The following is a 25,026-nucleotide window of genomic DNA, read 5'->3' as shown; positions in this document are numbered from 1 at the left end:
AAGAGGTGAAAATCATGAAATTAAAAGCACTTGATCAAAGACAAGCTGGTATTTTGTTACCGTTATTTAGTTTACCAGGAAAACATGGAATAGGGGATTTAGGAAAAGAAGCTTATGAATTTGTTGACTTATCTGCTCAAGCAGGTTTTTCTATTTGGCAAATTTTACCATTAAATCCATCAAGCTCTGGGAATTCACCCTATACTCCTTATTCATCTTTTGCTGGTGATGAAATATATATTTCTTTAGAACTTTTAAAAGATTGGCATTTGTTAGATGAAGTTCCTAACTATTTACAAGATTTAAAAAGAGTTGATTATAAACGCGTACGTTTATTTAAAGATCGTTATTTAAGAAAAGCTTATCAAGTTTTCTTAAAAGATAAAGAATTAGAGAAAGAATATCGTACTTTTGTTAAAGGAACATTTTGGTTAAAAAAATATGCGCGTTTTATGGCTTTAAATAAAGCAAACGAAGGTTTACCTTGGGTAGATTGGAATGATGAAGATCAAAATATTAAAGGAAGTAATGAAGGATTAGAAGCAGAAATTGATTATATTCAATTTCTTCAATATATTTTTGTTAAACAATTTAATTTATTAAAAATACATGCACATCAAAAAGGAATATCTATCATGGGAGATTTACCTTTATATGTAGGTGATGCTTCTGCGGATGTTTATGAGTATCGTAAATGTTTTCAATTAGATGATAAATTTTATCCTAAATTCTTATCTGGAGCATCACCTGATTATTTTTCAAAAGATGGCCAACTATGGGGACATCCTTTATATGATTGGGATTATTTAAAGAAAACAAGATATAATTTTTGGATCAAAAGATTAAAATGGAATAATGAAATTTTTGATATTTTAAGAGTTGATCATTTTAGGGCTTTTGATACATATTGGTCAGTTCCTTATGGAAGTGCTACAGCAAGAGAAGGAAAATGGATAGAAGGACCAAGTTATCATTTTTTAGATTCAGTTTATAAACAATTGCCTAAACTTAATATGATTGTTGAAGACTTAGGAGAATTACGTCCACAAGTACATGAACTGAGAGATCATTATGATTTATTGGGAATGAAAGTTATGCAATTTTCTTTTGGTGAAGATGAAAGAAAAGTTAAATATAAAATTCCTCAACATTGTGTTGTTTATACAGGAACACATGATAATGCTACTCTTAAACAATGGTATGAAGAATTAGATGATAAAGAAAGAATGAAAGAAATTATGAAGGGTCTAGGATATACAGGAGAAAATCTTGTGGAAGATATGCTTGCATATACACTTGAATGTGATGCAGTGATTTCTATTGTTCCTTTACAAGATCTACTTGGCTATGGCCAAGAAGCTCGTATTAATTTACCAGGGACAGTAGGTCCACATAACTGGTCTTATAAACTTACTTCATTTGATGATTATCAAAATCAAATACAAATAATTCAAAAAACGTTAAAGAAAGCTAAAAGATAAATACCATACTTATTATTTATATATCCTAAAAAACCGCGATAAAAGCGGTTTTTTTCTGTTTTTTAATAATGTAATCGTTTTTATTTGATGAATTCGATTTAATAAATTGATTTTTATTTGTAAAAAAATATAATAGTTTTCGTAGACAAGTCATGGACAGGTTTTTCTTCCTTAAATATTTTTTTGACAACAACATTCTAAATTTGTACATTGACTTGAAGGTAAGACCAATCGGTCTTTTTTTATATTTTTATAAAAGATAAATACCATACTTATTATTTAAATATCCTAAAAAATAACGATAAAAGCTACTTTTTTTAATTTTTCAACAATGTAATCGCTTTTATTCGATGAATTTAATTTAATAAATTGATTTTTGTTTATAAAAAAATATAATAGTTTTCGTAGACAAGTCATGGACAGGTTTTTCTTCCTTAAATATTTTTTTGACAACAACATTCTAAATTTGTACATCGACTTGAAGTGTAAGACCAATCGGTCTTTTTCTTTTTATATAAATGTATAAAAAATAAAACATTACCTATTCGTGTTGACTTTATTTTTAAAACCGATTTATAATACACACAACAAGTGAAACCGATGAAGTGGAGATAAAAATAGAACGTGCACTTATAGAGAGTTTGGATGGTGGAAGCAAGCAGAACGCAGTCTATTAAATGGACCACAGAGGGCAAAAGGAAAGGCATTAGCTGAGTATTCTTTGACGTAAGGCTTACGTAAGTAGTCATAGATGTGATAGCATCTAGTAAAGTGCATGAGTGTATCATGAATCAAGGTGGCACCGCGGATATAACCGTCCTTGAAAGTTTAACTTTCAAGACGGTTTTTTTAATTATTAGGGGGAATTATATGTATTATCCAAGTTTAGAAATGTTAGAAAAATTAGATCTAAAATCTTATGATTTAGTTCCAATAAAAAAAGAAATCTATAGTGATATGATTACACCTATAGAATTAATGAGAAAATTAAAACAATATTCTAAACATGTTTATATGTTAGAAAGTCATGAAGATAAGACAAAATGGGGAAGATATACTTTTATAGGTTTTGATCCTAAAAGCGAAATTACTTGTTATAACAAGATGATGAAAGTGGATGATAAGATTTTTAAAGTGACACATCCCAAAGAATATATTAGAAAAGTTTTAAATGAACATCGTAGTTTAAAATTAGAGGGTTTTCCTACTTTTACAGGAGGCTTAGTTGGTTATTTTAGTTTTGATTATTTTAAATATAGCGAACCTTCAATTATTAAAAATCAAAAAGATAATGGTTTCAATGATGTTGATTTAATGTTATTTGATAAAGTTATTTGTTTTGATCATTTTAAGCAAAAGTTGATTTTAATTGTTAATATTGGAACAAATGATTTACAAAAGAATTATAAAGAAGGAATCAAAGAATTAGATGAATTAGATTATATTATTAGAAAACATGTTAAAACACTTGTTCAACCATTAAAATTATTAGAAGATTTTAAACCCGTTCTCTCTAAAAAAGAATATTGTCAAATGGTTGAAAAAGGTATTGATTATATTAAAGAAGGTGATATCTTCCAAGTTGTTTTATCAAATAGACTTTATGCAAAAGCAACAGGTTCATTATTTGATAGCTATCGTGTTTTAAGAACAACGAATCCATCACCTTATATGTTCTATTTTGCAAGTGATAATATTGAAGTAGCTGGAGCTTCTCCAGAAACTTTAATTAAATTGGAGGGAACAAAGTTAACAACTTTTCCAATTGCTGGAACGAGAAAAAGAGGAAAAGATGATCAAGAAGATCAACAATTAATAGATGATTTATTAAAAGATGAAAAAGAATTAGCTGAACATAATATGCTCGTTGATTTAGGAAGAAATGATTTAGGAAGAATTTCTAAATTCAATAGTGTACATGTGGTATCTTATATGGATATCTTAAAGTTTTCAAAAGTTATCCATATAGCAAGTATTGTTAGCAGTGAAATTAAAGAAAAATATGATGCTTTAGATGCAGTTGATGCTTTACTTCCTGCAGGTACTTTATCAGGAGCACCAAAGATCAGGGCATGTCAAATTATTAATCAATTAGAACAAAATAAAAGAGGTATTTATGGAGGAGCGATTGGTTATTTAGATTTTACAGGAAATATGGATCTATGTATTGGTATTCGTTTAGCTTATAAAAGAAATAATGAAATTTCTATTTGTAGTGGTGCAGGAATTGTTTATGACAGTGTTCCTGAAAATGAATATCAAGAATGTTTAAATAAAGCAGGTGCGGTTGTTGAAGCAATCAAGATGGCAGATGGAGGTATTGATTATGATTCTACTCATTGATAATTATGATAGTTTTGCTTATAACCTTTATCAATTGATAGGTTCAATCGATGAAGATATCAAGGTTATAAGAAATGATGAAATGACAGTTGAAGAAATAGAAGAACTTCAGCCATCATGTATTATTATTTCACCAGGTCCAGGGAAACCAAGTGAAGCGGGTATTATTGAAGAAGTTGTTCAAAAATGTTATACGAAATATCCTATTTTGGGAGTTTGTTTAGGGCATCAAGCAATTGTTGAAGCTTTTGGAGGAACAGTAAGTTATGCTCAAAGCGTCATGCATGGAAAGTCTTCGATAATTAAAGTAGATACTACAAATCCAATTTTTAAGGGAATCGAGAAAAAGACAGCAGTGGCTAGATATCATAGCTTAGCTGCTAAAAAAGAAAATTTACCAGAATGTTTGAAGATTATAGGAGAAAGCGATGATGGTGAAATCATGGCAATCAGTCATAAAAACTATCCTGTTTATGGGTTACAGTTTCATCCGGAGTCGATTTTAACAAAAGAAGGTAAAAAAATAGTTGAAAATTTTTTAAAGGAGATACAAAATGATTAGGGGAGCAATTATTAAATTATCAAAAAAAGAAGATTTAACATATCAAGAAGCTTATGAATGTATGAATGAGATCATGGATGATCAAGCTTCTGATATTCAAAAGGCTGCTTATTTAACAGCACTTTCATTAAAAGGTGAAACAATTGATGAAATAACTGCAAGTGCTAAAGGAATGAGAGAACATTGTGTGAAGTTATTGAATGATCAAGATGTTCTTGAAATTGTAGGAACTGGAGGAGATGGATCAAATTCTTTCAATATTTCTACAACTTCATCTATTGTGATTGCTAGTGGTGGTGTTAAAGTTGCTAAGCATGGAAATCGTGCAGCAAGTTCTAAAAGTGGAGCAGCAGATTGTTTAGAAGCTCTTGGAGTGGATATTACAATCAATGAAAAAAGAAGTAAAGAATTATTAAACGATATTAATATTTGTTTCTTATTTGCTCAAAACTATCATTTAGCGATGAAATATGTTGCACCGTTAAGAAAAGAACTAGGTATTCGTACAGTCTTTAATATTTTAGGACCACTTACGAATCCAGCAGGAGCGACTTATCAAGTAATGGGAGTTTATGATGAATCATTAGTTGAACCACTTGCTCAAGTTTTAAGTAATTTAGGGGTTAAAAGAGCTATGGTGGTTTATGGAAGAGATGGTTTAGATGAAATCTCAGCATCTAATGAAACTTTTGTTTGTGAAATTAATGAGAATCAATTTAAAACATATACAATTTCACCTGAACAATTTGGTTTACAAAGATGTTTAAAAGATGAACTTGTTGGAGGAACTCCAAAAGAAAACGCTCAAATTACACGAGATGTTTTAAATGGTAAACAAGGTGGATCTAGAACAGCTGTCTTAATGAATGCGGGGGCAGGTTTATATATTGGTGGTAAAGTTGATTCTTTACAAGCAGGAATTGATTTAGCAGCAGAGTTGATTGATAGTGGAAAGGCAAATGAAAAACTAGAAGAGTTTATAAAAGAATCAAACAAATAGGAGCGTATATTATGATTTTAGAAGATATTGTTGAAAGTACAAAAGAACGTGTTGAAACAAATAAAAAACGTCATTCAATTTATGAATTAAAAGAAAAAGCCTTTGCAATGCCTATTGACCAAAGTTTTCCTTTTAAAAAAGCTTTAGAAAAAGATGGAATGTCTTATATTTTAGAAGTTAAAAGACATTCACCATCAAAAGGACAAATTGTTTCCACTTTTGATTTTAAAGCAATTGCGAAAGAATATGAAATGATTGGAGCAGATGCTATTTCAGTAGTAACTGAACCTGATTATTTTAAAGGGGATGATGATTTTTTAAGAGAAATCAAACGTATTGTGAAAATTCCTGTTTTAAGAAAAGATTTTGTTGTAGATGAATATATGGTTTATGAATCTAAAATCTTAGGAGCAGATGCAATTTTATTAATTGCAGGTGTTTTAGATGAAATTACATTAATGCGCTGTGTTAATTTAGCGCATAATTTAGGTATGTCAGCAATTGTTGAAACACACAGTTCAATGCAAGTAAAAAAAGCATTGCGTGTAGGCGCTAAAATTATTGGTGTAAATAACAGAGATTTAAGAGATTTCAGTGTTGATTTAAATACAACATTAAAATTAAGAGATATGGTCGATGATGATGTTATCTTTGTCTCTGAAAGTGGTATTAAAACAAGAGAAGATATTGAATTATTAGAAAAACATCATGTAAATGCTGTCTTAATTGGTGAAGCTATGATGAAAAGCCATGATAAAAGACATACATTAGAAGTTTTAAAAGGTATTGATGAAGAAGATTAAAATTTGTGGTTTAAAAAGAAGCGAAGATGTTGATTATGTTAATACATATCAACCTGATTATGTTGGCTTTGTTTTTGCGGGGAAAAAAAGAAAGATTACTTATGATCAGGCAAAAGAATTAAAAAAAGATCTTTTATCTTCGATTCAAGTTGTAGGTGTTTTTGTAAATGAGGATATTTCTTTTGTTGAAAAATTAGTTAAAAATGATGTTATTGATCTTGTACAATTGCATGGTCAAGAAACAAATGAATATATAAAGATTTTAAAACAAAAAATAGATGTTCCAATTATTAAAGCAATTCAAATTAAAAATGATGATTCTTTCAATGTAGACTATGACGTTGATTATTATCTTTTCGATCATGGTTCTGGAGGAACTGGGGAAAGTTTTGATTGGTCTATGTTGAAAGAAGTCAATAAACCTGTATTTTTGGCAGGGGGAATCAATCTTTCTAATATTGATGAAGCTTTAAAAATGAATGTTTATGGATTAGATGTTTCAAGTGGTGTTGAAACAGATGGTTTTAAAGATAGGGAAAAAATTAAGGAAATCGTAAGGAGAGCTAGAAATGAAAGGTAGATATGGAATACATGGGGGACAGTACATACCTGAAACTTTAATGAGTGAAATTCATAAAATTGAAGAGGCTTATGAATTTTATAAAAATGATCAAGCATTTAATGATGAACTTAATACATTATTAAAAGAATATGCTGGTAGACCATCTTTATTATATTATGCGAAAAAGATGACAGAAGATTTAGGTGGCGCTAAAATCTATTTAAAAAGAGAAGATTTAAACCATACAGGTTCTCATAAAATCAACAATGTATTAGGACAAGCTTTAATGGCTAAAAAAATGGGAAAAACAAGAATTATTGCTGAAACTGGTGCTGGGCAACATGGTGTAGCTACAGCCACAGCAGCAGCCTTGCTTGGACTTGAATGTGAAATTTTTATGGGAAAAGAAGATACAGATCGTCAAGCTTTAAATGTTTATCGTATGGAACTTTTAGGAGCTAAAGTACATCCTGTAACTACAGGGACAATGACTTTAAAAGATGCGGTCAATGAAGCAATGAGAGAATGGACAAAACGTGTGGATGATACGATGTATGTTTTAGGTTCTGTGATGGGACCTCATCCATTTCCAATGATGGTGAGAGATTTCCAAAGTGTGATTTCTAAAGAAGCAAGAGAACAAATTCTTGAATATGAAGGTAAACTTCCTACAGCTGTGATGGCTTGTGTTGGTGGTGGAAGTAATGCGATGGGAATGTTCTATAATTTTATCAATGATAAAGATGTAAAACTTATTGGTTGTGAAGCCGCTGGTAAAGGTGTTAATACAGCTTTAACAGCAGCAACAATTGCGACAGGATCATTAGGTGTCTTCCATGGAATGAAATCTTACTTCTGTCAAGATAAATACGGTCAAATTGCACCTGTTTATTCTATTTCAGCCGGTTTAGATTACCCAGGTATTGGACCTGAACATGCTTATTTACATGATACAAAACGTGCACAATATGTACCAGTTACAGATGATGAAGCAGTGGATGCTTTTGAATACATTGCAAAAACTGAAGGAATTATTTGTGCCATTGAAAGTGCACATGCGATTGCACATGCAATCAAAATAGCACCAACTATGAAAAAAGATGATATTTTAATTGTCTGTCTTTCAGGTAGAGGAGATAAGGATGTTGCAGCGATTGCAAGATATAGGGGGAAAGAAATCTATGAATAGAATATATAAAGCTTTTGAAAATAAAAAAGCCTTCATTGGTTTTTTAACAGCAGGAGATCCTGTAATAGATAAAACAGTAGACTATATTTTAGATATGGAAGAAGCAGGGGCTAGTTTGATTGAAATTGGTATTCCCTTTTCTGATCCAATTGCTGAAGGACCAACCATTCAAGAAGCAAATGTACGTGCTTTAAAAAACAAAGTTACAACAGATGATGTTTTTGAAATGGTTAAAAAAGTAAGAGAAAAAAGTGATATTCCTTTATGTTTTATGACTTATTTAAATGTTGTTTTCCATTACGGTTATGATGAATTCTTTAAAAAATGTCAAGAAGTTGGCATTGATGGTATTATTCTTCCAGATTTACCTTATGAAGAAAGCCAAGAAGTCAAAGATGTTTGTTATAATTATGATGTTACTTTAATTTCAATGATTGCCCCAACAAGTAAAGATCGTGTTGAAATGATTGCAAAAGAAGCAAAAGGATTTATCTATCTTGTATCGTCAATGGGTGTTACAGGAACAAGAGATAATACTTCATTTGCAAGTAATTTAGAAGAAATCATAGAACATATCCATCAAGTAACAGATACACCAGTTGCTATTGGTTTTGGAATTAATAAATCAGAACAAGTAAAAGAATTTAAACAATATGCTGATGGCGTTATTGTAGGTAGCGCAATTGTTAATATTATTAAAGAACATGGAAATCATGCAGATCTACCTTTAAAAGAATATATCCAATCACTTACAAAAAAACTTTAAGGAGATAGTTGAAAAACTATCTTTTTTTACATTTTTTAATGTAACCATTGACGTTACATTAAAAGGATGCTACATTATTAATGTAATAAAGACGATTACATCGAGGAGGAGAAAGAAATGAATAAAGTAATTGAATTTTTAAATGCTAACCCAGTGCAATATCTTGCAACAGTAGGAAGAGATGGTAAAGCTAAATGTCGTCCATTTATGTTTGCTGGAGAAATGGATGGTAAATTATGGTTTTGTACAAACAACCAAAAAGATGTTTACAAAGATATGTTAGAAAATCCTGAAATTGAAATTAGTGTTTCATCACCAGAATATGCTTGGATTAGATTACATGGTAAAGCTATTTTTGAAAATAACATGCCTGTAAAAGAAATGTGTATTGCTAATCCTATCGTTAAAGGACAATATCAAACAGCTGATAATCCAATTTTTGAAGTGTTCTATTTAGAAGATGCACATGGTTTAATTGCTGACTTCAGTGGTAATGCACCTTACGAATTTTAATTATATTTTCTTTGGGATTTTAACCCAAAAGTTTCAATTTTAAGACTCAAAGATTTCTTTGAGTCTTTTACTTAAAGGAGAAAGACAATGGAAATAATGACAAAAAAAGTACTAACAACTAAAAATTTAACGATGATAGCAATGTTTTCTGCTATTTCTGCTGTATTGATGGTTTTTGAGATTCAGCTTCCTTTTTCACCTTCATTCGTTAAATTTGATTTTTCTGATTTACCGGTAATGCTTGGTGGTTTTTTAATAGGACCATTTGCTGGAGGGATCATTGTTTTTATGAAAATTTTATTACATTTTTTATTGAATGGAACAACATCCTTTTTTGTAGGTGATCTTTCAAATTTATTACTTACACTTTCGTTTGTATTACCTGCTTCGTTTATTTATCAACAAAAAAAGACTAAGAAAACAGCAATTCAAGGATTATTAGTAAGTATAATATGTACAAGCCTATTGGCGATTATTTTTAATTTATTTTTAATCTTTCCACTTTATTTAAAAGTGTTAAATTTAAAAATGGTGGATCTTATTAATATGATTCACGTAGTTAATCCTCTGGTAAAGGATGTATTTACGATGATTGTTTTTTCACTTTTACCGTTTAATTTATTTAAATATAGTATTGTATCAATGATTACAATGTTAAGTTATAAGAAATTAAGTATATTATTTAAGGAGTAAGAAAATGAATACACATGAAATCTTAAAAGTTTTACAAGAAGATATACATACAGTTATTATTGCAACAACAGATCAAAAAGGTTATCCCTATACGTGTGCAATTGATATGATGTTATTAGAAGATGAATCGCTTTATTTTTTAACAGCGAGAGGAAAAGCGTTTTATGATCGTTTGATGAAACAAAGTCATATTGCTTTAACAGGTTTAAAAGGAGAGGATACAATGTCTTCGGTTGCTATTTCATTGCAAGGAACGATTAAAAATATTGGTCATGAAAGACTTGATGAAATATTTGAAAAAAATCCTTATATGAAAGAAATCTATCCAGATGAGATTTCAAGAGAAGTTTTAGAAGTTTTTCAAATTGATAAATGCCAAGGTGAATATTTTGATTTGAGTCAAAAACCGATTTATCGTCAAAGTTTTGTTGTTAATGAATCTTTAAAAAAATCAGGATATTATGTAGGTGAAGGATGTATTGGTTGTAAGATGTGTTATCGTGTTTGCCCACAAAAATGTATTGATATATCAAGTAAACCAGTTGTTATTTTACAAGATCATTGTTTGCATTGTGGAAAATGTCAAGAAGTGTGTCCTAAACAAGTGATTTCTAGATACTAGGAGGTAAAGTTATGTTTTTAAAAAAGAATAATGAAGGATCAATAATACAATTGTCAAAGTGTATAGAAGAGTGTGATGCTATTATTATTGGTGCAGGTTCTGGGTTATCGACTGCGGCAGGTTTGACTTATGCAGGAGAAAGATTTGAAAAATATTTTTCTGATTTTATAAAGAAATATCATTTAAGAGATATGTATTCAGCTGGTTTTTATTCTTATGAATCCTTAGAAGAACATTGGGCTTATTGGTCAAGACATATTTATTATAATCGTTATATCAATTCTCCTAAAGATACGTATCAAAAATTACTTGAACTTGTTAAAGATAAAGATTATTTTGTTTTAACAACCAATGTTGATCATCAATTTCAAAGAGCAGGCTTTGATTCAAAAAGACTTTTTTATACACAAGGAGATTATGGTTTATGGCAATGTAGTGTACCTTGTCATCAAGAAACTTATGATAATGAAGAAATTGTAAGAGAAATGATTGAAAAACAAAAAGACATGAAAGTTCCTACGGAGCTTGTTCCTCGTTGTCCTCATTGTCATGCTCCACTTACAATGAATTTACGTTGTGATAATACCTTTGTTCAAGATGAAGGATGGTATCAAGCTTACAATCGATATGAAGATTTTTTAAGAAGACATGAAAATTGTAAAGTGCTTTATTTAGAACTAGGCGTTGGTGGCAATACCCCAGCCATTATTAAATATCCATTTTGGAAATATACAAGTCAAAATAAAAATGCAATCTATGCTTGTATTAATTATGAGGATATATCTTGTCCTATTGAAATCAATAAAAGATCACTTCTTATTAAAGGAGATATTGATCAAGTCATTAATAATTTATTGAAAGAAGGAAAATAAGATGAATCAAAATGAAAGATTAAACTATCTCATTAATTATTTATTAGAAGATCTTCATTTAGATAAAGATTTATTTTTTGGTGAAGATCTCTTTACAACTTATCGAAAACTTGTCAACATTCGTGAAGCAAAACCTGTTTCTAAAAAATTCTTAGAAATTCAAGATGAAATGTTACAAGAAGAAAATCGAAAAAAAGGGATTGTTTCTTTTGAAAATGATAATAATAAAATTATTTTATGGAAAGGGGATATTACCCGTTTAAAAGTAGATGCGATTGTTAATGCAGCAAATAATCAAATGGAAGGATGTTTTGTTCCTGGACATCATTGTATTGATAATGCCATTCATACCTATGCAGGTATTCAGCTAAGAGAAAAATGTCATCAAATAATGAAACAACAAGGAATATTAGAACCGACAGGGAAAGCTAAAATTACACTAGCTTATAATTTACCTAGTTGTTATGTTATTCATACTGTAGGTCCTATTGTAAGAGAATTTGTGACAAAAAAAGAAGAAACATTACTGGCTTCTTGTTATGAAAGTTGTTTGAATTTAGCGGAAAAATATGGTTTGAAAACAATTGCTTTTTGTTGTATTTCTACCGGTGTTTTTCATTTTCCTAATGATTTAGCGTCTAAGATTGCTATTGAAACAGTAAAAAAACACTTAGAACATTCAACAATAGAAAAAGTGATTTTTAATGTATTCAAAGATGAAGATGAAAGATTCTATAAACAAGTACTTCAAAAGAATCTGTAAGGATTCTTTTTTTGTTTATATTCATTATTTTTGTCTATCCTTAAAATATGGAGGTAAAATAATGAATATTAAAAGATATAATGAAATTGCAGATAAGAATAAACCTCAAAAACAAGTATTAAAGCATACATTAAGTGCTTTTTTAGTTGGAGGAATAATTGGAATGATCGGAGAATTTTTTTTAAACCTTTATCAAAAATTATTCTCTTTTAGTGAAAAAGAAGCAACCCCTATTATGCTTATTACCCTTATACTCATTGCAGCTATTTTAACAGGATTAGGTCTTTATGATCGTTTAGGAAACTTTGCTGGAGCTGGGTCTTTTATTCCTATTACAGGGTTTTCTAATGCAATGACTTCTAGTGCTTTAGAAGCAAGAACTGAAGGTTTAGTAACAGGTATAGGTGCTAATATTTTTAAATTAGGTGGTGCAGTAATTACTTTTGGAATAGTTGCATCATTTATTGTAGGAGGACTTAGATATGTCATCACGTATTTCTGGTAATAGCTTTATTTTTGAAAATGTCTATATTCAAAGTGTTGGTACAACTGCAGGAATTGTTGAACATCAAGGACCTTTAGGACATTATTTTGATAAGCATTATCCTGATCATTATCATCATCAAAAAAGTTATGAACAGGCAGAGATAGAGATGTTGAAAGATGCTATTTTGCTTTGTTTAAAAAAAGGAAAAGTCAAAAAAGAAGACATTGATTTGTATTTTGGTGGAGATTTAAATAATCAAATTACAGCCTGTTATTATTATGCAAGTCATTTATATAAACCTTTTATTGGCTTATATAGTGCTTGTAGTACGATTGGTCTTGCTATCGCTAATGCAAGTATAATGATAGAAAATCATAATATTCAAAATGCGATTGCTTGCACTGTTTCTCATAATGCAACAGCTGAAAGGCAATTTAGGTATCCTATTGAATATGGTATTCAAAGAAAACAAACCATGACTTTTACTGCAACGGGAAGTTGTGCGGTTTATTTATCTTGTAAGGTTAGTAAAGTAAAAATAGAATCTATTACTTTAGGAAAAGTGATTGATTATGATCAATATGATGCCAATGACATGGGACGAGCAATGGCTCCAGCAGCCTTAGATACGTATTTACAACATATGAAAGATTTAAAAAGAGATGGTACTTATTATGATTTGATTTTAACAGGAGATCTTTCTAATTATGGAAAAAAGATTATGAAAGATTTATTAAAAGAAGAAAATCAAAAATATAATGAATATGATGATTGTGGATGTCTTTTATATGATGTTACCCAAAATATTTATCAAGGTGGAAGTGGACCAGTATGTAATGCTTTAGTAAGCTTTGGATATATTTATCAAATGATTTTAAAAGGTAAATATAAAAGAGTATTAGTTCTAGCAACAGGAGCATTGTTAAATCCAGTAATGACAAATCAAAAATTATCTATTCCTTGTGTTTGTCATGGTTATGTATTGGAGGGTGTTTCATGAATTATTTATTATCATTTTTATTTTGTGGTTTTGTTTGTGTTATAGCACAATTAATCTACGAATATACAAAATTAACACCGGGGCATATTACTTGTAGTTTTGTTGTCCTTGGAGCACTATTAGATTTATTTCATATTTATGATCGTTTAATTAAAATATTTCATGCAGGAGCAATGCTTCCTATTACAAGCTTTGGACATTCACTAATGCATGGCGCTATGGCAATGACAAAAGAATATGGTGTTTTTGGACTGGCTATGGGAATGTTTGATTTAACGGCAGCCGGAATTGCTTCAGCTATTTTATTTGCTTTTTTAGTCGCAATCTTTTTTAAACCAAAATCATGAATAATAATTCATTTGATATCAATGTTAGAACACTTGATTTTCATAATCGAAAAATAGAAATCAATTATGTTTCAAGTCTCTGTTCTGATGAATTAATTGCTTATTTAGTTGAAGGAATTACGAATGCGAAAGGAAAAACTTTAAAAGATTGCTTAAATAATGGAGATGTCAAAGAAGAAACAGAGATAAGTCAATATGAATATGCGATGCTTACAGGATGTGCTATTGTTAAAGATATTCAAGAAAATAAAAATTATGTTTTAGATACAAGGCATTTTCCTACACGTTCAATTGAAGAACCTGATACAGAAAAAACAGTAAGAGGAAGTAAAGATGGTTTTAATGAAAATTTATTAAATTGTGCTGGATTAATTAGAAGACGTATTCGTACATTAGATTTAGTAATGGAAAAAGTAACGGTAGGAAAAACAAATAAATTGGATATTTGTTTATGTTATCTGCAAAGTAAAATAGACAAAACAATGTTAAAAAGTATTAAAGAAAGATTACAAGAAATTAAAAATGAAGATTTAATTATGACAGATCGGGCTTTAGAAGAACTGATCTTTGATCAAGGTTATAATCCTTTTCCACTTGTAAGATATAGCGAACGGCCAGATGTTGTGTCAACACATATTTATCATGGCTATCTTGCCATCATTTGTGATACTTCAAGTTCGGTTATGATGTTGCCCACAACTCTATTTGAAATTTTAGAACACGTAGAAGAACATCGCCAAACACCTATTATTGGAACTTTTATTCGTTTAATTCGTTTTAGTGCCGTTTTTCTTTCTATTTATTTAGTTCCTTTATGGATGCTGATTAAAAATCAAGGAAGTATCAGTTTTAAAACACTCTTTTCTATTATTTTGGTAGAACTGGCTGTAGAACTTTTAAGAATTGCGACTATTCATACGCCTGATTCTATTTCAAATACGATGGGGATGATTGCTGCAGTTTTATTAGGTGAATTTGCGATTGAACTGGGTTTCTTTTCAGGTGAGATATTGTTATTTGTATCTATAGGAAATGTTTGTGGTTTTGCAACTCCTAATTATGAACTCTCACTAACGAATAAATATGTAAAAATCTTTATGATTCTATTTTCAGGGTTATTTGGCTGGTTAGGTTTTATTGCGTATCAAGTTATTTTATATATGTATTTAATATCATTAAAACCTTTTGGCTTTTCCTATCTTTATCCATTAATTCCTTTTAATGGAAAAGATTTACTTCAATTCATTATTAGAGAACCTAAGAAATAGTGTATAAATTGTACATAAATCTTTTAAAATATATGTACGATTTATACATTTTTTATAAAACAAAAAAAACAGAAGTTATCTCCCGTTTTAAAATAAAGTAAAAATAATTAAACTACATGTAGCAATAGCAACAGCTGGTGGATCGATATGTGTTCCACAATCTGTGTTAAGCACCATGCCAAAAATCAATCCAATAAAATGAGCAATGACTCCAAAAACAACAGCAATGATAATATTACCTGTTTGTGCCATGGCATAACCTACAACAAGAGTTGTATGGTGTGTAGCAGGGAAAGCAGGATCACTTAAAGCAAAGATAAGTGTTAAAGCACTAATTGAAAAACCAATTGTATAAAGACCTGTTTCTTTTGCAAAATAAGCCATGACAGTTGAAACTGCAATTCCTATAAGTAATTGGAATAACCAAAAAGAATTAGGTGCTGTTTCTAAAAAATCTAAATTCTTTTGATTATATGTATTTTCTCTATTAAATAAACTTCTACCTAAAACTCCTACAAGAATAACCGAAACAGCTCCGGTATCTACCGGAAATGAAAAATAATTTTCAAAGGCAAAAATCAAATAACCTAAAACCCCACCGATAGCGCCTACGAGTAAAACCTTTGGATCATTGGTAAAAGCAAGTGATCTAGAAGTTTCAACACCTCTTATGTTATGTTTTGTTCCTGCATAGGCAGTTGCAAGTCCTGCAGCGTTAAAGATAATACATGGTAAAAATAAATTATTTGATAAAGCTTCATTTAAAAATGTGGTATCAACACCAACATGTTCTAATAAAAATATAAGGAGACCGACAAAACCTGTACAAATAAAGGTTTGTGTTCCACCAATTAGTGCTCCTAAAATTCCTGCAAAAAAAGCTAAAATAATAGATAATAATGAAAACATTTTATAACCCCTTTCAGGCGTATTATATAGGAAATAATCAACATAATAAATACAAAATATAAATTTATGTTATAATACCTAAGAGGTGAAACAATGGAATATCAAGTTATATTAGATGATTTTCAAGGCCCTTTAGATTTATTGTTACATTTAATTAAAGAAAAAGAGATGGATCTACAAACACTTGAACTATCAGTTATTACAGATCAATATTTACAATATATACATATGATGGAATCATCACAACTTGAAGTGATGTCTGAATATTTAGTCATGGCTGCACAGCTTATTGAAATGAAAAGTAAAATGCTTTTACCTAAAGAAAAAGTACAAATTGAAGATGAGTATCAAGAAGATCCAAGAGAAGCACTCATTAGAAGACTTATTGAATATAAAAGATATAAAGATGTTTTAGACGAGATTCAAGAAAAATATGAAAAAAGACAATCTATGTTGATTAAACCCTCTCATAATATGGAAGAATATGTCATTGATACTTCAACAATGATTCCAGAGGGGTTAGAAGTATATGATTTAATGAAGGCTATGCAAAAAATGTATCAAAGAAAAATGTTATCACGACCATTAGATACACATATTTCTAAAAAAGATATTTCCATTGAACAAAGAAGTGATCAAATTAGAAATTATTTTAAAGTAAGAGTTAATAAAAGGGTAAAATTAGATGAATTATTTGATAGAGGGGATCGCTATTATTTTATCGTGACATTTTTATCGATTTTAGTTTTAGCTAATGATAAAGAAGTTGAAATTATCCAAGAAGGATTGTTTGATGATATTTATGTAGAGGGGAAAGAGTAATGGAAGATTGTAATAATATTATAGAAGGTATCCTTTATCTAAAAGGTGATGAAGGTATTGATATAAAAGAATTATCACTGATTTTAGAAATTTCTAAAAAAGAAGCTGTGGAAGCTATGGATCATTTTATAGAAGCTTATTCAAAAAGAGGCTTTGATGGCCTACAAGTTGTTGATTTTGGTGGTAAATATAAACTTGCAACGAATCCTCAATATTTTCCTTATTATCAAAAAATGGTAGAACAATCAAAAACAACACTTTCTCAAGCAGCTTTAGAAACACTCGCTATTATTGCTTATAATCAACCAATTACTCGTGCTAAAGTTGAAGATATTAGAGGAGTTGGTTGTGATGGCATGATTAGAAAACTCATTGCTAAAGCACTTATTAAAGAAGTAGGCAGAGAAGAAAGTCCAGGACTTCCTATTTTATATGGGGTAACGAATGAATTCATGGATGCTTTTTCACTGGCTTCTTTAGATGAACTTCCTGAATTAGGGGATATTGTAGAAACTGAAAGTGATGAAGATATATTTACGACAAGATATCAAGAAGGTGATTTAAGTGAAACTGATTAATCATTTGAAAACAATTAATAAACATAAATACTATGTGACAATGCTTTGTTTTAAATGTGGTTTATATAAACAAGGATTACTACATGATTTATCAAAATATTCGCCAACTGAACTAAAAACAGGCGCTAAATATTGGGTAGGGACGCGTTCACCTAATTCAATTGAAAGAGAAACGATTGGTTATTCTACTGCCTGGTTACACCATAAAGGAAGAAATAAACATCATTGGGAATATTGGGTTGATTTTTCAAGAGAAGGGGTTGTTCCTGCCAAAATGCCTACAAGGTATGTTGTGGAAATGTTTTGTGATCGAGTAGCAGCAACAATGGTTTACCGTGGAGAAAATTTTGATGTATCGGCTCCTTTAGATTATTATAATAAGACACATGGTTATTATGTCATTCATCAAGAAACAGATGCAATGATTAAAGATATGTTAGTTCATTTATCTAAAAGTAATTTAGAAGAAACAATTGATTATATTAAAGAAACTTATTTATAAATTCTATGTTTTGCATAGAATTTTTTTATAGAAATGATATAATAGTTATATTATATTTAAGGAGCTTGAAGATGAATTTTTTACATTTAAAATATTTAATAGAAGTTGAAAAATATGAATCTATTTCTAAAGCAGCACAGCATCTCTATATTAATCAACCACGTTTATCTAAAATTATTAAAGAAATAGAAGAAGAAGCTAATATAAAAATCTTTGAAAGACATAATAAAGGGGTTGTTCCAACAACTAAAGGAAGAGAATTTTTATCACAGGCTAAAAAAATTGTTCAAGAAGTAGATTATTTAAAAAATATGTATCAGGATGATCCTCATAAATTGAATTTAGATATTTGTGTCCCTCGTTCAAGTTACATCTCAGAAGCTTTTATTGAATATTTAAAAATGGATAATAATATGAAAAAGGAATTGAATCTAAATTATCGAGAAACGAATTCATTTGATACGATTCAAAATGTTTATGATGGAGAAAATAATTTAGGAATTGTACGTTTTCCTTTAAGAGATCAAGATTATTATTTCAATATTTTAAATTTAAAAGAATTGACTTATGAAAAACTATTTACTTTTGATTATCAAATACTTATTTCAAAAGATAATCCTCTTAAAGACAAAGATATCTATATGAAAGATTTAAAGAAACAAATTGAATTAAAACATGGAGATATTCATATTCAAGAAGATCATCATAATCATAAGCATATGAACATTTATGAAAGAGGAATACAATTTGAACTTTTAAATGAGATTCCAGAAACTTATATGTGGGTTGCCCCAATGCCTAAAAAGCTTTTAAAACAAAATGATTTTGTTTTAAAAGCATGTAAAGATAAGAAAATACCATATGTTGATTATTTAATTTATCGAAAAGGATATGTTTTATCAAAAGAAGATCAAAATTTTATAGAATGTTTGAAAAATGTAATCGAACAAGTGAAGTGAAAAAATGCACATGTAATGTGAAAAAAATAACTTGATATATAAAAAAAGGCATATCACTATGCCTTTTTAGTATCTAACCAAAAATAAATGTAAGTGCTATCATTAGAGATAGGAAAAGAGGAGAATAAGTTATGCAAAGATTTACATTACCTAGAGATTTATATCATGGAAAAGGTGCTTTAGAAGCCCTTAAAACATTAGAAGGAAAAAAAGCTATTGTATGTGTTGGTGGAGGATCAATGAAACGTAATGGTTTTTTAGATCGTGCTGTTAACTATTTACAAGAAGCTGGAATGGAAGTTAAATTATTTGAAGGTATTGAACCAGATCCATCAGTTGAAACTGTTATGAAAGGTGCAGCTGTTATGGAAGAATTTAATCCAGATTGGATTGTTGCCATGGGTGGAGGTTCACCAATTGATGCAGCAAAAGCTATGTGGATTAAATATGAATATCCAGATATCACATTTGAAGATATGTGCAAAGTATTTGGTATTCCAAAATTACGTAAAAAAGCTCATTTCTGTGCTATCCCATCTACTAGTGGTACAGCAACAGAAGTTACTGCTTTCTCAATTATTACAGACTATAATAAAGGAATTAAATATCCTATCGCTGACTTTGAAATTACACCAGATGTTGCTATCGTTGATCCTGATTTAGCTGAAACAATGCCAGTTAAATTAGTTGCTCATACTGGTATGGATGCAATGACTCATGCTATTGAAGCATATGTTTCTACAGCAAACTGTAATTATACAGATCCACTTGCTATTCATGCAATTGAATTAATTCAAGCTAACTTAGTAAAATCATATAATGGAGATATGGCAGCAAGAGATACAATGCATGATGCTCAATGTTTAGCTGGTCAATCATTCTCTAACGCTTTATTAGGTATCGTTCACTCAATGGCACATAAAACAGGTGCTGCTTTCGTTGATCAAGGTGGACATATTATTCATGGTGCAGCTAATGCAATGTATTTACCAAAAGTTATTGCTTTCAACGCAAAAGATCCAACAGCTAAAAAACGTTATGGTGTCATCGCTGATTACATGCATTTAGGTGGAGCAGATGATGATGAAAAAGTTGCTTTATTAATTAAATATTTAAGAGGTATGAATGATGAATTAAATATTCCTCATGGAATCAATAAATATGGTGCAGATGGTATGCCAGCTGAAACTGGATTTGTTCCAGAAGATATCTTCTTAGCACGTGTTGATGAAATTGCTGATAATGCAATTGCTGATGCATGTACAGGATCAAACCCACGTATTCCAAACCATGATGAAATGGTTGCTTTATTAAAAGCTTGCTACTATGATACAGAAGTAGATTTCTAATAGAATAAATGAGGTCCTAAATAAAGGACCTCTTTTTTTATGTGTATATACTATAAATACGTTTTTTAGGTGTTTAATACATACTTATGAAAACAATATTTCTTTTATTTATCTATAATAAAGATAGATAAAGGGGGTAGCTATTATGAAGTATGCAATATTAGATGGAAAATTAACTCATATTTCTAAAGTGAAAAAAGGAACAATTGCCAGAGTTTTTGGATACAGTGATGATTTAGTAATAGCTGTAGGTGGTAGGGAAAGAAAATATTGGAAATATTTAGATGTGAAACGTACAAGAATGTATCAAGGATTATAGGAATAACATTGTTTATTCCTTTTTTTGTATGTATAATAGAATTATTGGAGGTTATAGGATGAAATATGGAAATGAGATAAAAAATATATGTCATCTTGCATGGCCTGCTATTATTCAAGAAGCAATGAATACGGTAGTAACTTATGTAGATACAGGGATGGTTGGTTCTATGGGAGCAACAGCTTCTGCAGCAGTTGGTTTAACATCTACTGTTACTTGGCTGTTAGGAAGTATTTCGGTTGCCTTTGGAGTAGGTGTCTTAGCCGTATGTGCTCAGTCAGATGGCGCTAAAGATTATAAAAAAGTACAGATTGCGGGTCAACAAGCCTTATTTATTTCTTTTATTATAGGATTGATAACAACTATTATTAGTATCATAATTGCTCCATTTTTACCTGGTTGGCTCAATGGTGCCAAAGAAATAAGGCATGATGCTTTTTTATATTTTTTAATTGTATCAGCACCATTTATATTTAGAACATTTATTATTATTCTCTCTTCAACTTTAAGAGCTGTTAAAGATATGAAAACACCAATGATGATCAATGTTTATATGAATATAATCAATATCGTTTTAAATTTCTTTTTAATTTATCCGACAAGAAAGATATTTGGTATAACTGTTTATGGAGCTGGTTTATCCGTAGCCGGAGCAGCGATAGCTTCAGCTATTTCTTATATTGTTGGAGGAATTTTGATTTTTAGACATTATTATCAAAATAAAATCTTTGATTTTAAACATACAGGATTTCATTTTCATAAACCAGTATGTTTAGAATGTTTAAAAATTTCTATTCCTGTTGTTATGGAAAGAAGTGTTATTTGTTTAGGACATGTTACTTTTGCTTCGTTGATTGCTAAATTAGGAGTTGTTTCTTTGGCAACACATTCGATAGCAATTCAAGCAGAACAAGCGTTTTATGCACCGGGGTATGGTTTCCAATCAGCAGCAAGTACACTTGTAGGAAATGCTGTTGGTGAAAAAGATGAATCTAAAGTTAAAAGAATGACGTATCTTACATGTGCAATTACTTTAAGTATCATGGCTATTGCTGGTGTTTTATTATTCATAAATGCTCAAAATATTATGTCGATTTTTACTCCTGATCAAAAAGTTATCGCTTTAGGAACTAGGGTATTAAGGATTGTTTCTATTAGTGAACCAATCTATGGTATCTTGATTATTTTAGAAGGAACTTTTAATGGAATGGGGGATACCAAAGCACCATTTGTATTTTCTTTGATTACGATGTGGGGAATAAGGATTTTTGGTTCAATGCTCATGATCAATGTCTTTTCATTTGGACTTGAAAGTGTTTGGATCATGATGGTTTTAGATAATATTTCTAGATGTTTATTATTATCAACCCGTTTTTTGAAAGGAAAATGGAAATATCGGGTTTATCAATAGGAGGAAAGAAAATGAAATATAAAAAATTTGAAAATACAATTATCGCAAGAATTGATAAGGGTGAAGATATTGTTGAACAAGTTAAAAATATTGCTTTAAAAGAAAATATCAAACTTGCAAGTATTCAAGCTTTAGGTGCAATTAATGATTTTACAGTTGGTGTTTTTAAAACAAAGGAAAAGAAATATTATGCTAATGAATTTAAAGGTGATTATGAAATTGTATCTCTTACGGGAACTATTAATACAATGAATGGTGAATATTATAGTCATATGCATCTATCTGCTGGAAATGATCAAGGAGAAGTTTTTGGTGGTCATTTAAATAAAGCAATTGTTTCAGCAACATGTGAAATGGTTATTCAAGTCATCAATGGACAAGTAGATCGTTACTTTGATGAAGAAATTGGTTTAAATTTATTAAAATTATAAAGGAGCTAACTATGGAATATTTAACATTACCACAAACGGATTTAAAGGTATCAAAGATTGCTTTAGGATGTATGAGAATTGCTGATAAAAGCATTGAAGAAGTGGAAGAACTTATCAAAACTGCTCTAGAATCAGGAATTAATTTTTTTGATCATGCAGATATTTATGGTGGAGGAAAATCAGAAGAATTATTTGGTGAAGCATTAAAAAGACATCCTGAATATAGAAAACAGATGATTATTCAAACAAAGTGTGGTATTATTCCTGGAAAAAGATATGATTTTTCTAAGGAACATATCTTAAAATGTGTCAATGAATCATTAGAAAGATTACATACAGATTATGTAGATATTCTTTTGCTTCATAGACCAGATGCTTTATGTGATCCTCAAGAAGTTGCTGAAACTTTTAATGAGTTATATGAAGCTGGAAAAGTTCATTATTTTGGTGTTTCTAACCACACACCTTTACAAATAGAATTATTAAAGAAATATTTAAAATATCCAATTATTATTAATCAATTACAATTATCAATCGTTCATTCAGTAATGATTGATTCAGGATTAAATATGAATATGAAAGAAGCATTTGCACAAGATAAAGATGGTGGTGTTTTAGATTATTGTCGTTTAAATGATATTACGATCCAACCATGGAGTTCAATCCAAGCTTCTTGGGCGGAAGGAACTTTTATTGATCATCCAAATTATCAAAAATTAAATGATGTTATGCAACAATTAGCTCATAAATATCAAGTAACTAAACCAGCAATAGCGATTGCTTGGTTACTTCGTCATCCTGCACATATGCAACCAATCGTAGGAACAACATCCTCTCAACATTTAAAAGAAACAATTAAAGCATGTGATTTTACGCTTACAAGACAAGAATGGTATGATCTCTATCTTGCAAATGAAAAACCACTACCATAGAAAGTTGCTTAGGCAACTTTTTATATACCTTATAATAAAAATAATATTTATTGAATAAATATAATATATTGATATAATAAAGATGGGTGATGTTTATGAAATATAAAAGAATATCTACAAAAGATTATTTAGTAAATGAAGATCAATTTATTGAATTATTAGAAAATAAAGCTTTAGAAGGTTGGTTTTTAAGAAATATAAGTCTAAATTTTTTAACATTTGAAAAAAGAACACCACAAAGAAAGCATTATAAAATATATTATAAACAAATAAATAAAGATATAAAGGAAGCAGGATGCCGTATTATTGTTAATTATTTTGGGTTACAAGTAGTAGAAGTTGAAGATCTTTTTGCTCAACCTTTAAAACAAGATGTAGGTGATAAAAAAGAAATCTTATCAACGATTTATAATTTTACAACTCATTATTTTTTAATGATCATGGCCATTGTTTTATTAATTGCTTATCAACCTTTTAAAATACATGGGTTGCCAAGTTTACCTTATTTGACTTTTTATTTTGGTACTTATTTATTTTATACTGCTGTAAGTCTTATAAGCCTCTCTTTGTTCTTTTTTGGCTTATGTAATCTATCACATTTAAAAAAAGTAATGAAAAATAAGCCCTTTTATTTAGAAAATATTTTTAATACTTTATCTAAAATAAATTTTTATGTTGGGATTATTTTGATTTTATTAGATTTATTAAAACAAAATGGTTTCAAATCATTTCTGATTTTACTTGTTTCTTGGTTAATTGGTTATCTTGGACATCTTTATAAAGAAAAACATCAAAAATCTAATGCGATTGTTTATCTTTGTGTTATTGCTACAATTGCTTTAAGTTTGTATGACCATCCAGCAGATGACGATCCTTATAGCGCTATTGAACCTGTCCAAAGCTTACAACAACCTTATAGCTATGAAGATGGTGGAATGTTATATCAAGGATATTCTATTGAAGGGGATCATGGAATAATGGAAGGCTATTATAAAGGATTTACGGCAGCTATTTCAAAAGGTATTTTTGAATATCAAGTAGAAAATATTTTTAAAAATAAAATGGCTTATAAAAAAATTATTCAGCAATATCCTCTGATAACTCAAAAAGATAGTGATTTATGTTTTAAATATAAACAAAAATATGTTGTATTAAAGGGTCAAGAAGTTTTTTACATCAATAACAAAGAAGGATTACCGCTTTCTAAATATATTAAATATTATCAACGATTAAAGGTCTAAGAATGGCGCTCTAAATAATCGAGTGCTTTAGCGAAATTCGCTCTAAATTATTAAGGGGGATATTGATGTGAAATCAGTATCCCCTCTAAAATATTCAGTGCTTTTTTAAGAGGAAAATTAGGATGATGTCTGGTCCTGGTGTTCCTCCTTTTATTTGTTTTCTATTTTTATTTTATTTTTTGTAGGTTCCTCTAGGATTTCCTATACGTTTTATTCTGTCTGTATGTTCATTCATTGTGTAAGTTTCATATTTATTTTGAGAATATAGGATTCTGTTTCTTGCACGTTGAAAATTGGACATA

General features: G+C 29.6%; 28 protein-coding genes. 27 read left to right on the top strand and 1 reads right to left on the bottom strand.

Features of this window, described 5'->3' with window-relative positions; genetic code table 11:
- Window positions 1-5: 5 nt before the first annotated feature.
- The 17 genes from malQ (at window position 6) to C7U54_RS05135 (ending at window position 15,271) form a co-directional block, all read left to right on the top strand.
- Window positions 6-1,481 carry a 4-alpha-glucanotransferase gene (gene malQ, locus C7U54_RS05215; RefSeq protein ID WP_256179688.1) on the top strand — a complete coding sequence of 492 codons (1,476 nt, stop codon included), beginning with the start codon at window positions 6-8 and terminating at the stop codon, window positions 1,479-1,481.
- A gap of 870 nt (window positions 1,482-2,351) precedes the next feature.
- Entirely contained in the window at window positions 2,352-3,824 is a 1,473-nt protein-coding gene (locus C7U54_RS05210; RefSeq protein WP_107029535.1) for an anthranilate synthase component I family protein, read from the top strand.
- The gene (locus tag C7U54_RS05205; RefSeq protein ID WP_022001867.1) at window positions 3,808-4,386 is read left to right on the top strand and encodes an anthranilate synthase component II; all 579 of its coding nucleotides are present in this window, start codon (window positions 3,808-3,810) and stop codon (window positions 4,384-4,386) included. Before C7U54_RS05210 ends, C7U54_RS05205 begins: the two co-directional genes overlap by 17 nt.
- Window positions 4,379-5,386: an anthranilate phosphoribosyltransferase gene (gene trpD / locus C7U54_RS05200; protein ID WP_107029534.1), complete on the top strand. Its 1,008-nt coding sequence runs from the start codon at window positions 4,379-4,381 to the stop codon at window positions 5,384-5,386. The genes C7U54_RS05205 and trpD overlap by 8 nt, the downstream gene beginning before the upstream one ends.
- Window positions 5,387-5,397: 11 nt before the next feature.
- Entirely contained in the window at window positions 5,398-6,189 is a 792-nt protein-coding gene (gene trpC / locus C7U54_RS05195; RefSeq protein WP_107029533.1) for an indole-3-glycerol phosphate synthase TrpC, read from the top strand.
- On the top strand, window positions 6,176-6,769 hold the full coding sequence (locus tag C7U54_RS05190) for a phosphoribosylanthranilate isomerase (RefSeq protein ID WP_107029532.1): 594 nt from the start codon (window positions 6,176-6,178) through the stop codon (window positions 6,767-6,769). The genes trpC and C7U54_RS05190 overlap by 14 nt, the downstream gene beginning before the upstream one ends.
- Complete coding sequence (gene trpB, locus C7U54_RS05185; protein ID WP_107029531.1) at window positions 6,759-7,940, top strand: tryptophan synthase subunit beta; 1,182 nt, start codon at window positions 6,759-6,761, stop codon at window positions 7,938-7,940. Before C7U54_RS05190 ends, trpB begins: the two co-directional genes overlap by 11 nt.
- Window positions 7,933-8,706, top strand: coding sequence for a tryptophan synthase subunit alpha (gene trpA / locus C7U54_RS05180; RefSeq protein WP_107029530.1), 774 nt, complete (start codon window positions 7,933-7,935; stop codon window positions 8,704-8,706). The genes trpB and trpA overlap by 8 nt, the downstream gene beginning before the upstream one ends.
- A gap of 117 nt (window positions 8,707-8,823) precedes the next feature.
- The gene (locus C7U54_RS05175; RefSeq protein ID WP_107029529.1) at window positions 8,824-9,219 is read left to right on the top strand and encodes a pyridoxamine 5'-phosphate oxidase family protein; all 396 of its coding nucleotides are present in this window, start codon (window positions 8,824-8,826) and stop codon (window positions 9,217-9,219) included.
- A gap of 87 nt (window positions 9,220-9,306) precedes the next feature.
- Entirely contained in the window at window positions 9,307-9,912 is a 606-nt protein-coding gene (locus C7U54_RS05170) for an ECF transporter S component (protein ID WP_107029528.1), read from the top strand.
- Between the two features lie 4 nt (window positions 9,913-9,916).
- Window positions 9,917-10,534, top strand: a complete 618-nt coding sequence (locus C7U54_RS05165; protein ID WP_107029527.1) for a 4Fe-4S binding protein — start codon at window positions 9,917-9,919, stop codon at window positions 10,532-10,534.
- Window positions 10,535-10,545: 11 nt separating this feature from the next.
- Window positions 10,546-11,406, top strand: a complete 861-nt coding sequence (locus C7U54_RS05160; RefSeq protein WP_022001857.1) for an SIR2 family NAD-dependent protein deacylase — start codon at window positions 10,546-10,548, stop codon at window positions 11,404-11,406.
- A gap of 1 nt (window position 11,407) precedes the next feature.
- Window positions 11,408-12,169, top strand: a complete 762-nt coding sequence (locus C7U54_RS05155; protein WP_107029526.1) for a protein-ADP-ribose hydrolase — start codon at window positions 11,408-11,410, stop codon at window positions 12,167-12,169.
- 61 nt (window positions 12,170-12,230) lie between these two features.
- Window positions 12,231-12,674, top strand: a complete 444-nt coding sequence (gene spoVAC / locus C7U54_RS05150; RefSeq protein ID WP_107029525.1) for a stage V sporulation protein AC — start codon at window positions 12,231-12,233, stop codon at window positions 12,672-12,674.
- Window positions 12,652-13,656: a stage V sporulation protein AD gene (locus C7U54_RS05145; RefSeq protein ID WP_107029524.1), complete on the top strand. Its 1,005-nt coding sequence runs from the start codon at window positions 12,652-12,654 to the stop codon at window positions 13,654-13,656. The genes spoVAC and C7U54_RS05145 overlap by 23 nt, the downstream gene beginning before the upstream one ends.
- The gene (spoVAE, locus tag C7U54_RS05140) at window positions 13,653-14,003 is read left to right on the top strand and encodes a stage V sporulation protein AE (RefSeq protein WP_022001853.1); all 351 of its coding nucleotides are present in this window, start codon (window positions 13,653-13,655) and stop codon (window positions 14,001-14,003) included. Before C7U54_RS05145 ends, spoVAE begins: the two co-directional genes overlap by 4 nt.
- The gene (locus C7U54_RS05135; RefSeq protein WP_107029523.1) at window positions 14,000-15,271 is read left to right on the top strand and encodes a spore germination protein; all 1,272 of its coding nucleotides are present in this window, start codon (window positions 14,000-14,002) and stop codon (window positions 15,269-15,271) included. Before spoVAE ends, C7U54_RS05135 begins: the two co-directional genes overlap by 4 nt.
- An 87-nt stretch (window positions 15,272-15,358) precedes the next feature.
- On the opposite strand, the gene C7U54_RS05130 is transcribed toward C7U54_RS05135, so the two are convergent.
- The gene (locus tag C7U54_RS05130) at window positions 15,359-16,180 is read right to left on the bottom strand and encodes a hypothetical protein (RefSeq protein WP_107029522.1); all 822 of its coding nucleotides are present in this window, start codon (window positions 16,178-16,180) and stop codon (window positions 15,359-15,361) included.
- Window positions 16,181-16,273: 93 nt separating this feature from the next.
- On the opposite strand from C7U54_RS05130, the gene C7U54_RS05125 reads away from it, so the two are divergent.
- The 10 genes from C7U54_RS05125 (at window position 16,274) to C7U54_RS05085 (ending at window position 24,724) form a co-directional block, all read left to right on the top strand.
- A complete protein-coding gene (locus tag C7U54_RS05125) occupies window positions 16,274-17,002 on the top strand; it encodes a segregation and condensation protein A (protein ID WP_107029521.1) in 729 nt (242 codons plus the stop codon).
- Entirely contained in the window at window positions 17,002-17,580 is a 579-nt protein-coding gene (scpB, locus tag C7U54_RS05120; RefSeq protein ID WP_107029520.1) for an SMC-Scp complex subunit ScpB, read from the top strand. Before C7U54_RS05125 ends, scpB begins: the two co-directional genes overlap by 1 nt.
- Window positions 17,567-18,082 carry a DUF5662 family protein gene (locus C7U54_RS05115; protein ID WP_022001848.1) on the top strand — a complete coding sequence of 172 codons (516 nt, stop codon included), beginning with the start codon at window positions 17,567-17,569 and terminating at the stop codon, window positions 18,080-18,082. The genes scpB and C7U54_RS05115 overlap by 14 nt, the downstream gene beginning before the upstream one ends.
- A gap of 71 nt (window positions 18,083-18,153) precedes the next feature.
- On the top strand, window positions 18,154-19,041 hold the full coding sequence (locus tag C7U54_RS05110) for a LysR family transcriptional regulator (RefSeq protein ID WP_107029519.1): 888 nt from the start codon (window positions 18,154-18,156) through the stop codon (window positions 19,039-19,041).
- Between the two features lie 131 nt (window positions 19,042-19,172).
- Window positions 19,173-20,390, top strand: a complete 1,218-nt coding sequence (locus tag C7U54_RS05105) for an iron-containing alcohol dehydrogenase (protein ID WP_022001846.1) — start codon at window positions 19,173-19,175, stop codon at window positions 20,388-20,390.
- Window positions 20,391-20,535: 145 nt separating this feature from the next.
- On the top strand, window positions 20,536-20,709 hold the full coding sequence (locus C7U54_RS14775) for a hypothetical protein (protein ID WP_167389338.1): 174 nt from the start codon (window positions 20,536-20,538) through the stop codon (window positions 20,707-20,709).
- A 58-nt stretch (window positions 20,710-20,767) separates the two neighbouring features.
- Window positions 20,768-22,120: an MATE family efflux transporter gene (locus C7U54_RS05100; RefSeq protein WP_107029518.1), complete on the top strand. Its 1,353-nt coding sequence runs from the start codon at window positions 20,768-20,770 to the stop codon at window positions 22,118-22,120.
- A gap of 11 nt (window positions 22,121-22,131) precedes the next feature.
- Window positions 22,132-22,551: a PPC domain-containing DNA-binding protein gene (locus tag C7U54_RS05095; protein WP_022001844.1), complete on the top strand. Its 420-nt coding sequence runs from the start codon at window positions 22,132-22,134 to the stop codon at window positions 22,549-22,551.
- Between the two features lie 11 nt (window positions 22,552-22,562).
- Window positions 22,563-23,483, top strand: coding sequence for an aldo/keto reductase (locus C7U54_RS05090; protein WP_107029517.1), 921 nt, complete (start codon window positions 22,563-22,565; stop codon window positions 23,481-23,483).
- Window positions 23,484-23,578: 95 nt separating this feature from the next.
- Window positions 23,579-24,724: a DUF2812 domain-containing protein gene (locus C7U54_RS05085; protein ID WP_162297490.1), complete on the top strand. Its 1,146-nt coding sequence runs from the start codon at window positions 23,579-23,581 to the stop codon at window positions 24,722-24,724.
- Window positions 24,725-25,026: the final 302 nt, after the last annotated feature.

Origin of the sequence: Faecalibacillus intestinalis (assembly GCF_003024685.1) — a bacterium.
Classification (GTDB): domain Bacteria; phylum Bacillota_I; class Bacilli_A; order Erysipelotrichales; family Coprobacillaceae; genus Faecalibacillus; species Faecalibacillus intestinalis.
Note: the sequence above shows the minus strand (reverse complement) of the source record. Positions and strands in the feature narration are given on the sequence as shown.

Excerpts from the sequence above, each read along its gene's own strand:
- C7U54_RS05210 (WP_107029535.1), top strand. The coding sequence starts at position 2,352 with ATGTATTATCCAAGTTTAGAAATGTTAGAAAAATTAGATCTAAAATCT.
- C7U54_RS05205 (WP_022001867.1), top strand. The coding sequence starts at position 3,808 with ATGATTCTACTCATTGATAATTATGATAGTTTTGCTTATAACCTTTAT.
- trpD (WP_107029534.1), top strand. The coding sequence starts at position 4,379 with ATGATTAGGGGAGCAATTATTAAATTATCAAAAAAAGAAGATTTAACA.
- trpC (WP_107029533.1), top strand. The coding sequence starts at position 5,398 with ATGATTTTAGAAGATATTGTTGAAAGTACAAAAGAACGTGTTGAAACA.
- C7U54_RS05190 (WP_107029532.1), top strand. The coding sequence starts at position 6,176 with ATGAAGAAGATTAAAATTTGTGGTTTAAAAAGAAGCGAAGATGTTGAT.
- trpB (WP_107029531.1), top strand. The coding sequence starts at position 6,759 with ATGAAAGGTAGATATGGAATACATGGGGGACAGTACATACCTGAAACT.
- trpA (WP_107029530.1), top strand. The coding sequence starts at position 7,933 with ATGAATAGAATATATAAAGCTTTTGAAAATAAAAAAGCCTTCATTGGT.
- C7U54_RS05175 (WP_107029529.1), top strand. The coding sequence starts at position 8,824 with ATGAATAAAGTAATTGAATTTTTAAATGCTAACCCAGTGCAATATCTT.
- C7U54_RS05170 (WP_107029528.1), top strand. The coding sequence starts at position 9,307 with ATGGAAATAATGACAAAAAAAGTACTAACAACTAAAAATTTAACGATG.
- C7U54_RS05165 (WP_107029527.1), top strand. The coding sequence starts at position 9,917 with ATGAATACACATGAAATCTTAAAAGTTTTACAAGAAGATATACATACA.
- C7U54_RS05160 (WP_022001857.1), top strand. The coding sequence starts at position 10,546 with ATGTTTTTAAAAAAGAATAATGAAGGATCAATAATACAATTGTCAAAG.
- C7U54_RS05155 (WP_107029526.1), top strand. The coding sequence starts at position 11,408 with ATGAATCAAAATGAAAGATTAAACTATCTCATTAATTATTTATTAGAA.
- spoVAC (WP_107029525.1), top strand. The coding sequence starts at position 12,231 with ATGAATATTAAAAGATATAATGAAATTGCAGATAAGAATAAACCTCAA.
- C7U54_RS05145 (WP_107029524.1), top strand. The coding sequence starts at position 12,652 with ATGTCATCACGTATTTCTGGTAATAGCTTTATTTTTGAAAATGTCTAT.
- spoVAE (WP_022001853.1), top strand. The coding sequence starts at position 13,653 with ATGAATTATTTATTATCATTTTTATTTTGTGGTTTTGTTTGTGTTATA.
- C7U54_RS05135 (WP_107029523.1), top strand. The coding sequence starts at position 14,000 with ATGAATAATAATTCATTTGATATCAATGTTAGAACACTTGATTTTCAT.
- C7U54_RS05130 (WP_107029522.1), bottom strand. The coding sequence starts at position 16,180 with ATGTTTTCATTATTATCTATTATTTTAGCTTTTTTTGCAGGAATTTTA.
- C7U54_RS05125 (WP_107029521.1), top strand. The coding sequence starts at position 16,274 with ATGGAATATCAAGTTATATTAGATGATTTTCAAGGCCCTTTAGATTTA.
- scpB (WP_107029520.1), top strand. The coding sequence starts at position 17,002 with ATGGAAGATTGTAATAATATTATAGAAGGTATCCTTTATCTAAAAGGT.
- C7U54_RS05110 (WP_107029519.1), top strand. The coding sequence starts at position 18,154 with ATGAATTTTTTACATTTAAAATATTTAATAGAAGTTGAAAAATATGAA.
- C7U54_RS05105 (WP_022001846.1), top strand. The coding sequence starts at position 19,173 with ATGCAAAGATTTACATTACCTAGAGATTTATATCATGGAAAAGGTGCT.
- C7U54_RS14775 (WP_167389338.1), top strand. The coding sequence starts at position 20,536 with ATGAAGTATGCAATATTAGATGGAAAATTAACTCATATTTCTAAAGTG.
- C7U54_RS05100 (WP_107029518.1), top strand. The coding sequence starts at position 20,768 with ATGAAATATGGAAATGAGATAAAAAATATATGTCATCTTGCATGGCCT.
- C7U54_RS05095 (WP_022001844.1), top strand. The coding sequence starts at position 22,132 with ATGAAATATAAAAAATTTGAAAATACAATTATCGCAAGAATTGATAAG.
- C7U54_RS05090 (WP_107029517.1), top strand. The coding sequence starts at position 22,563 with ATGGAATATTTAACATTACCACAAACGGATTTAAAGGTATCAAAGATT.
- C7U54_RS05085 (WP_162297490.1), top strand. The coding sequence starts at position 23,579 with ATGAAATATAAAAGAATATCTACAAAAGATTATTTAGTAAATGAAGAT.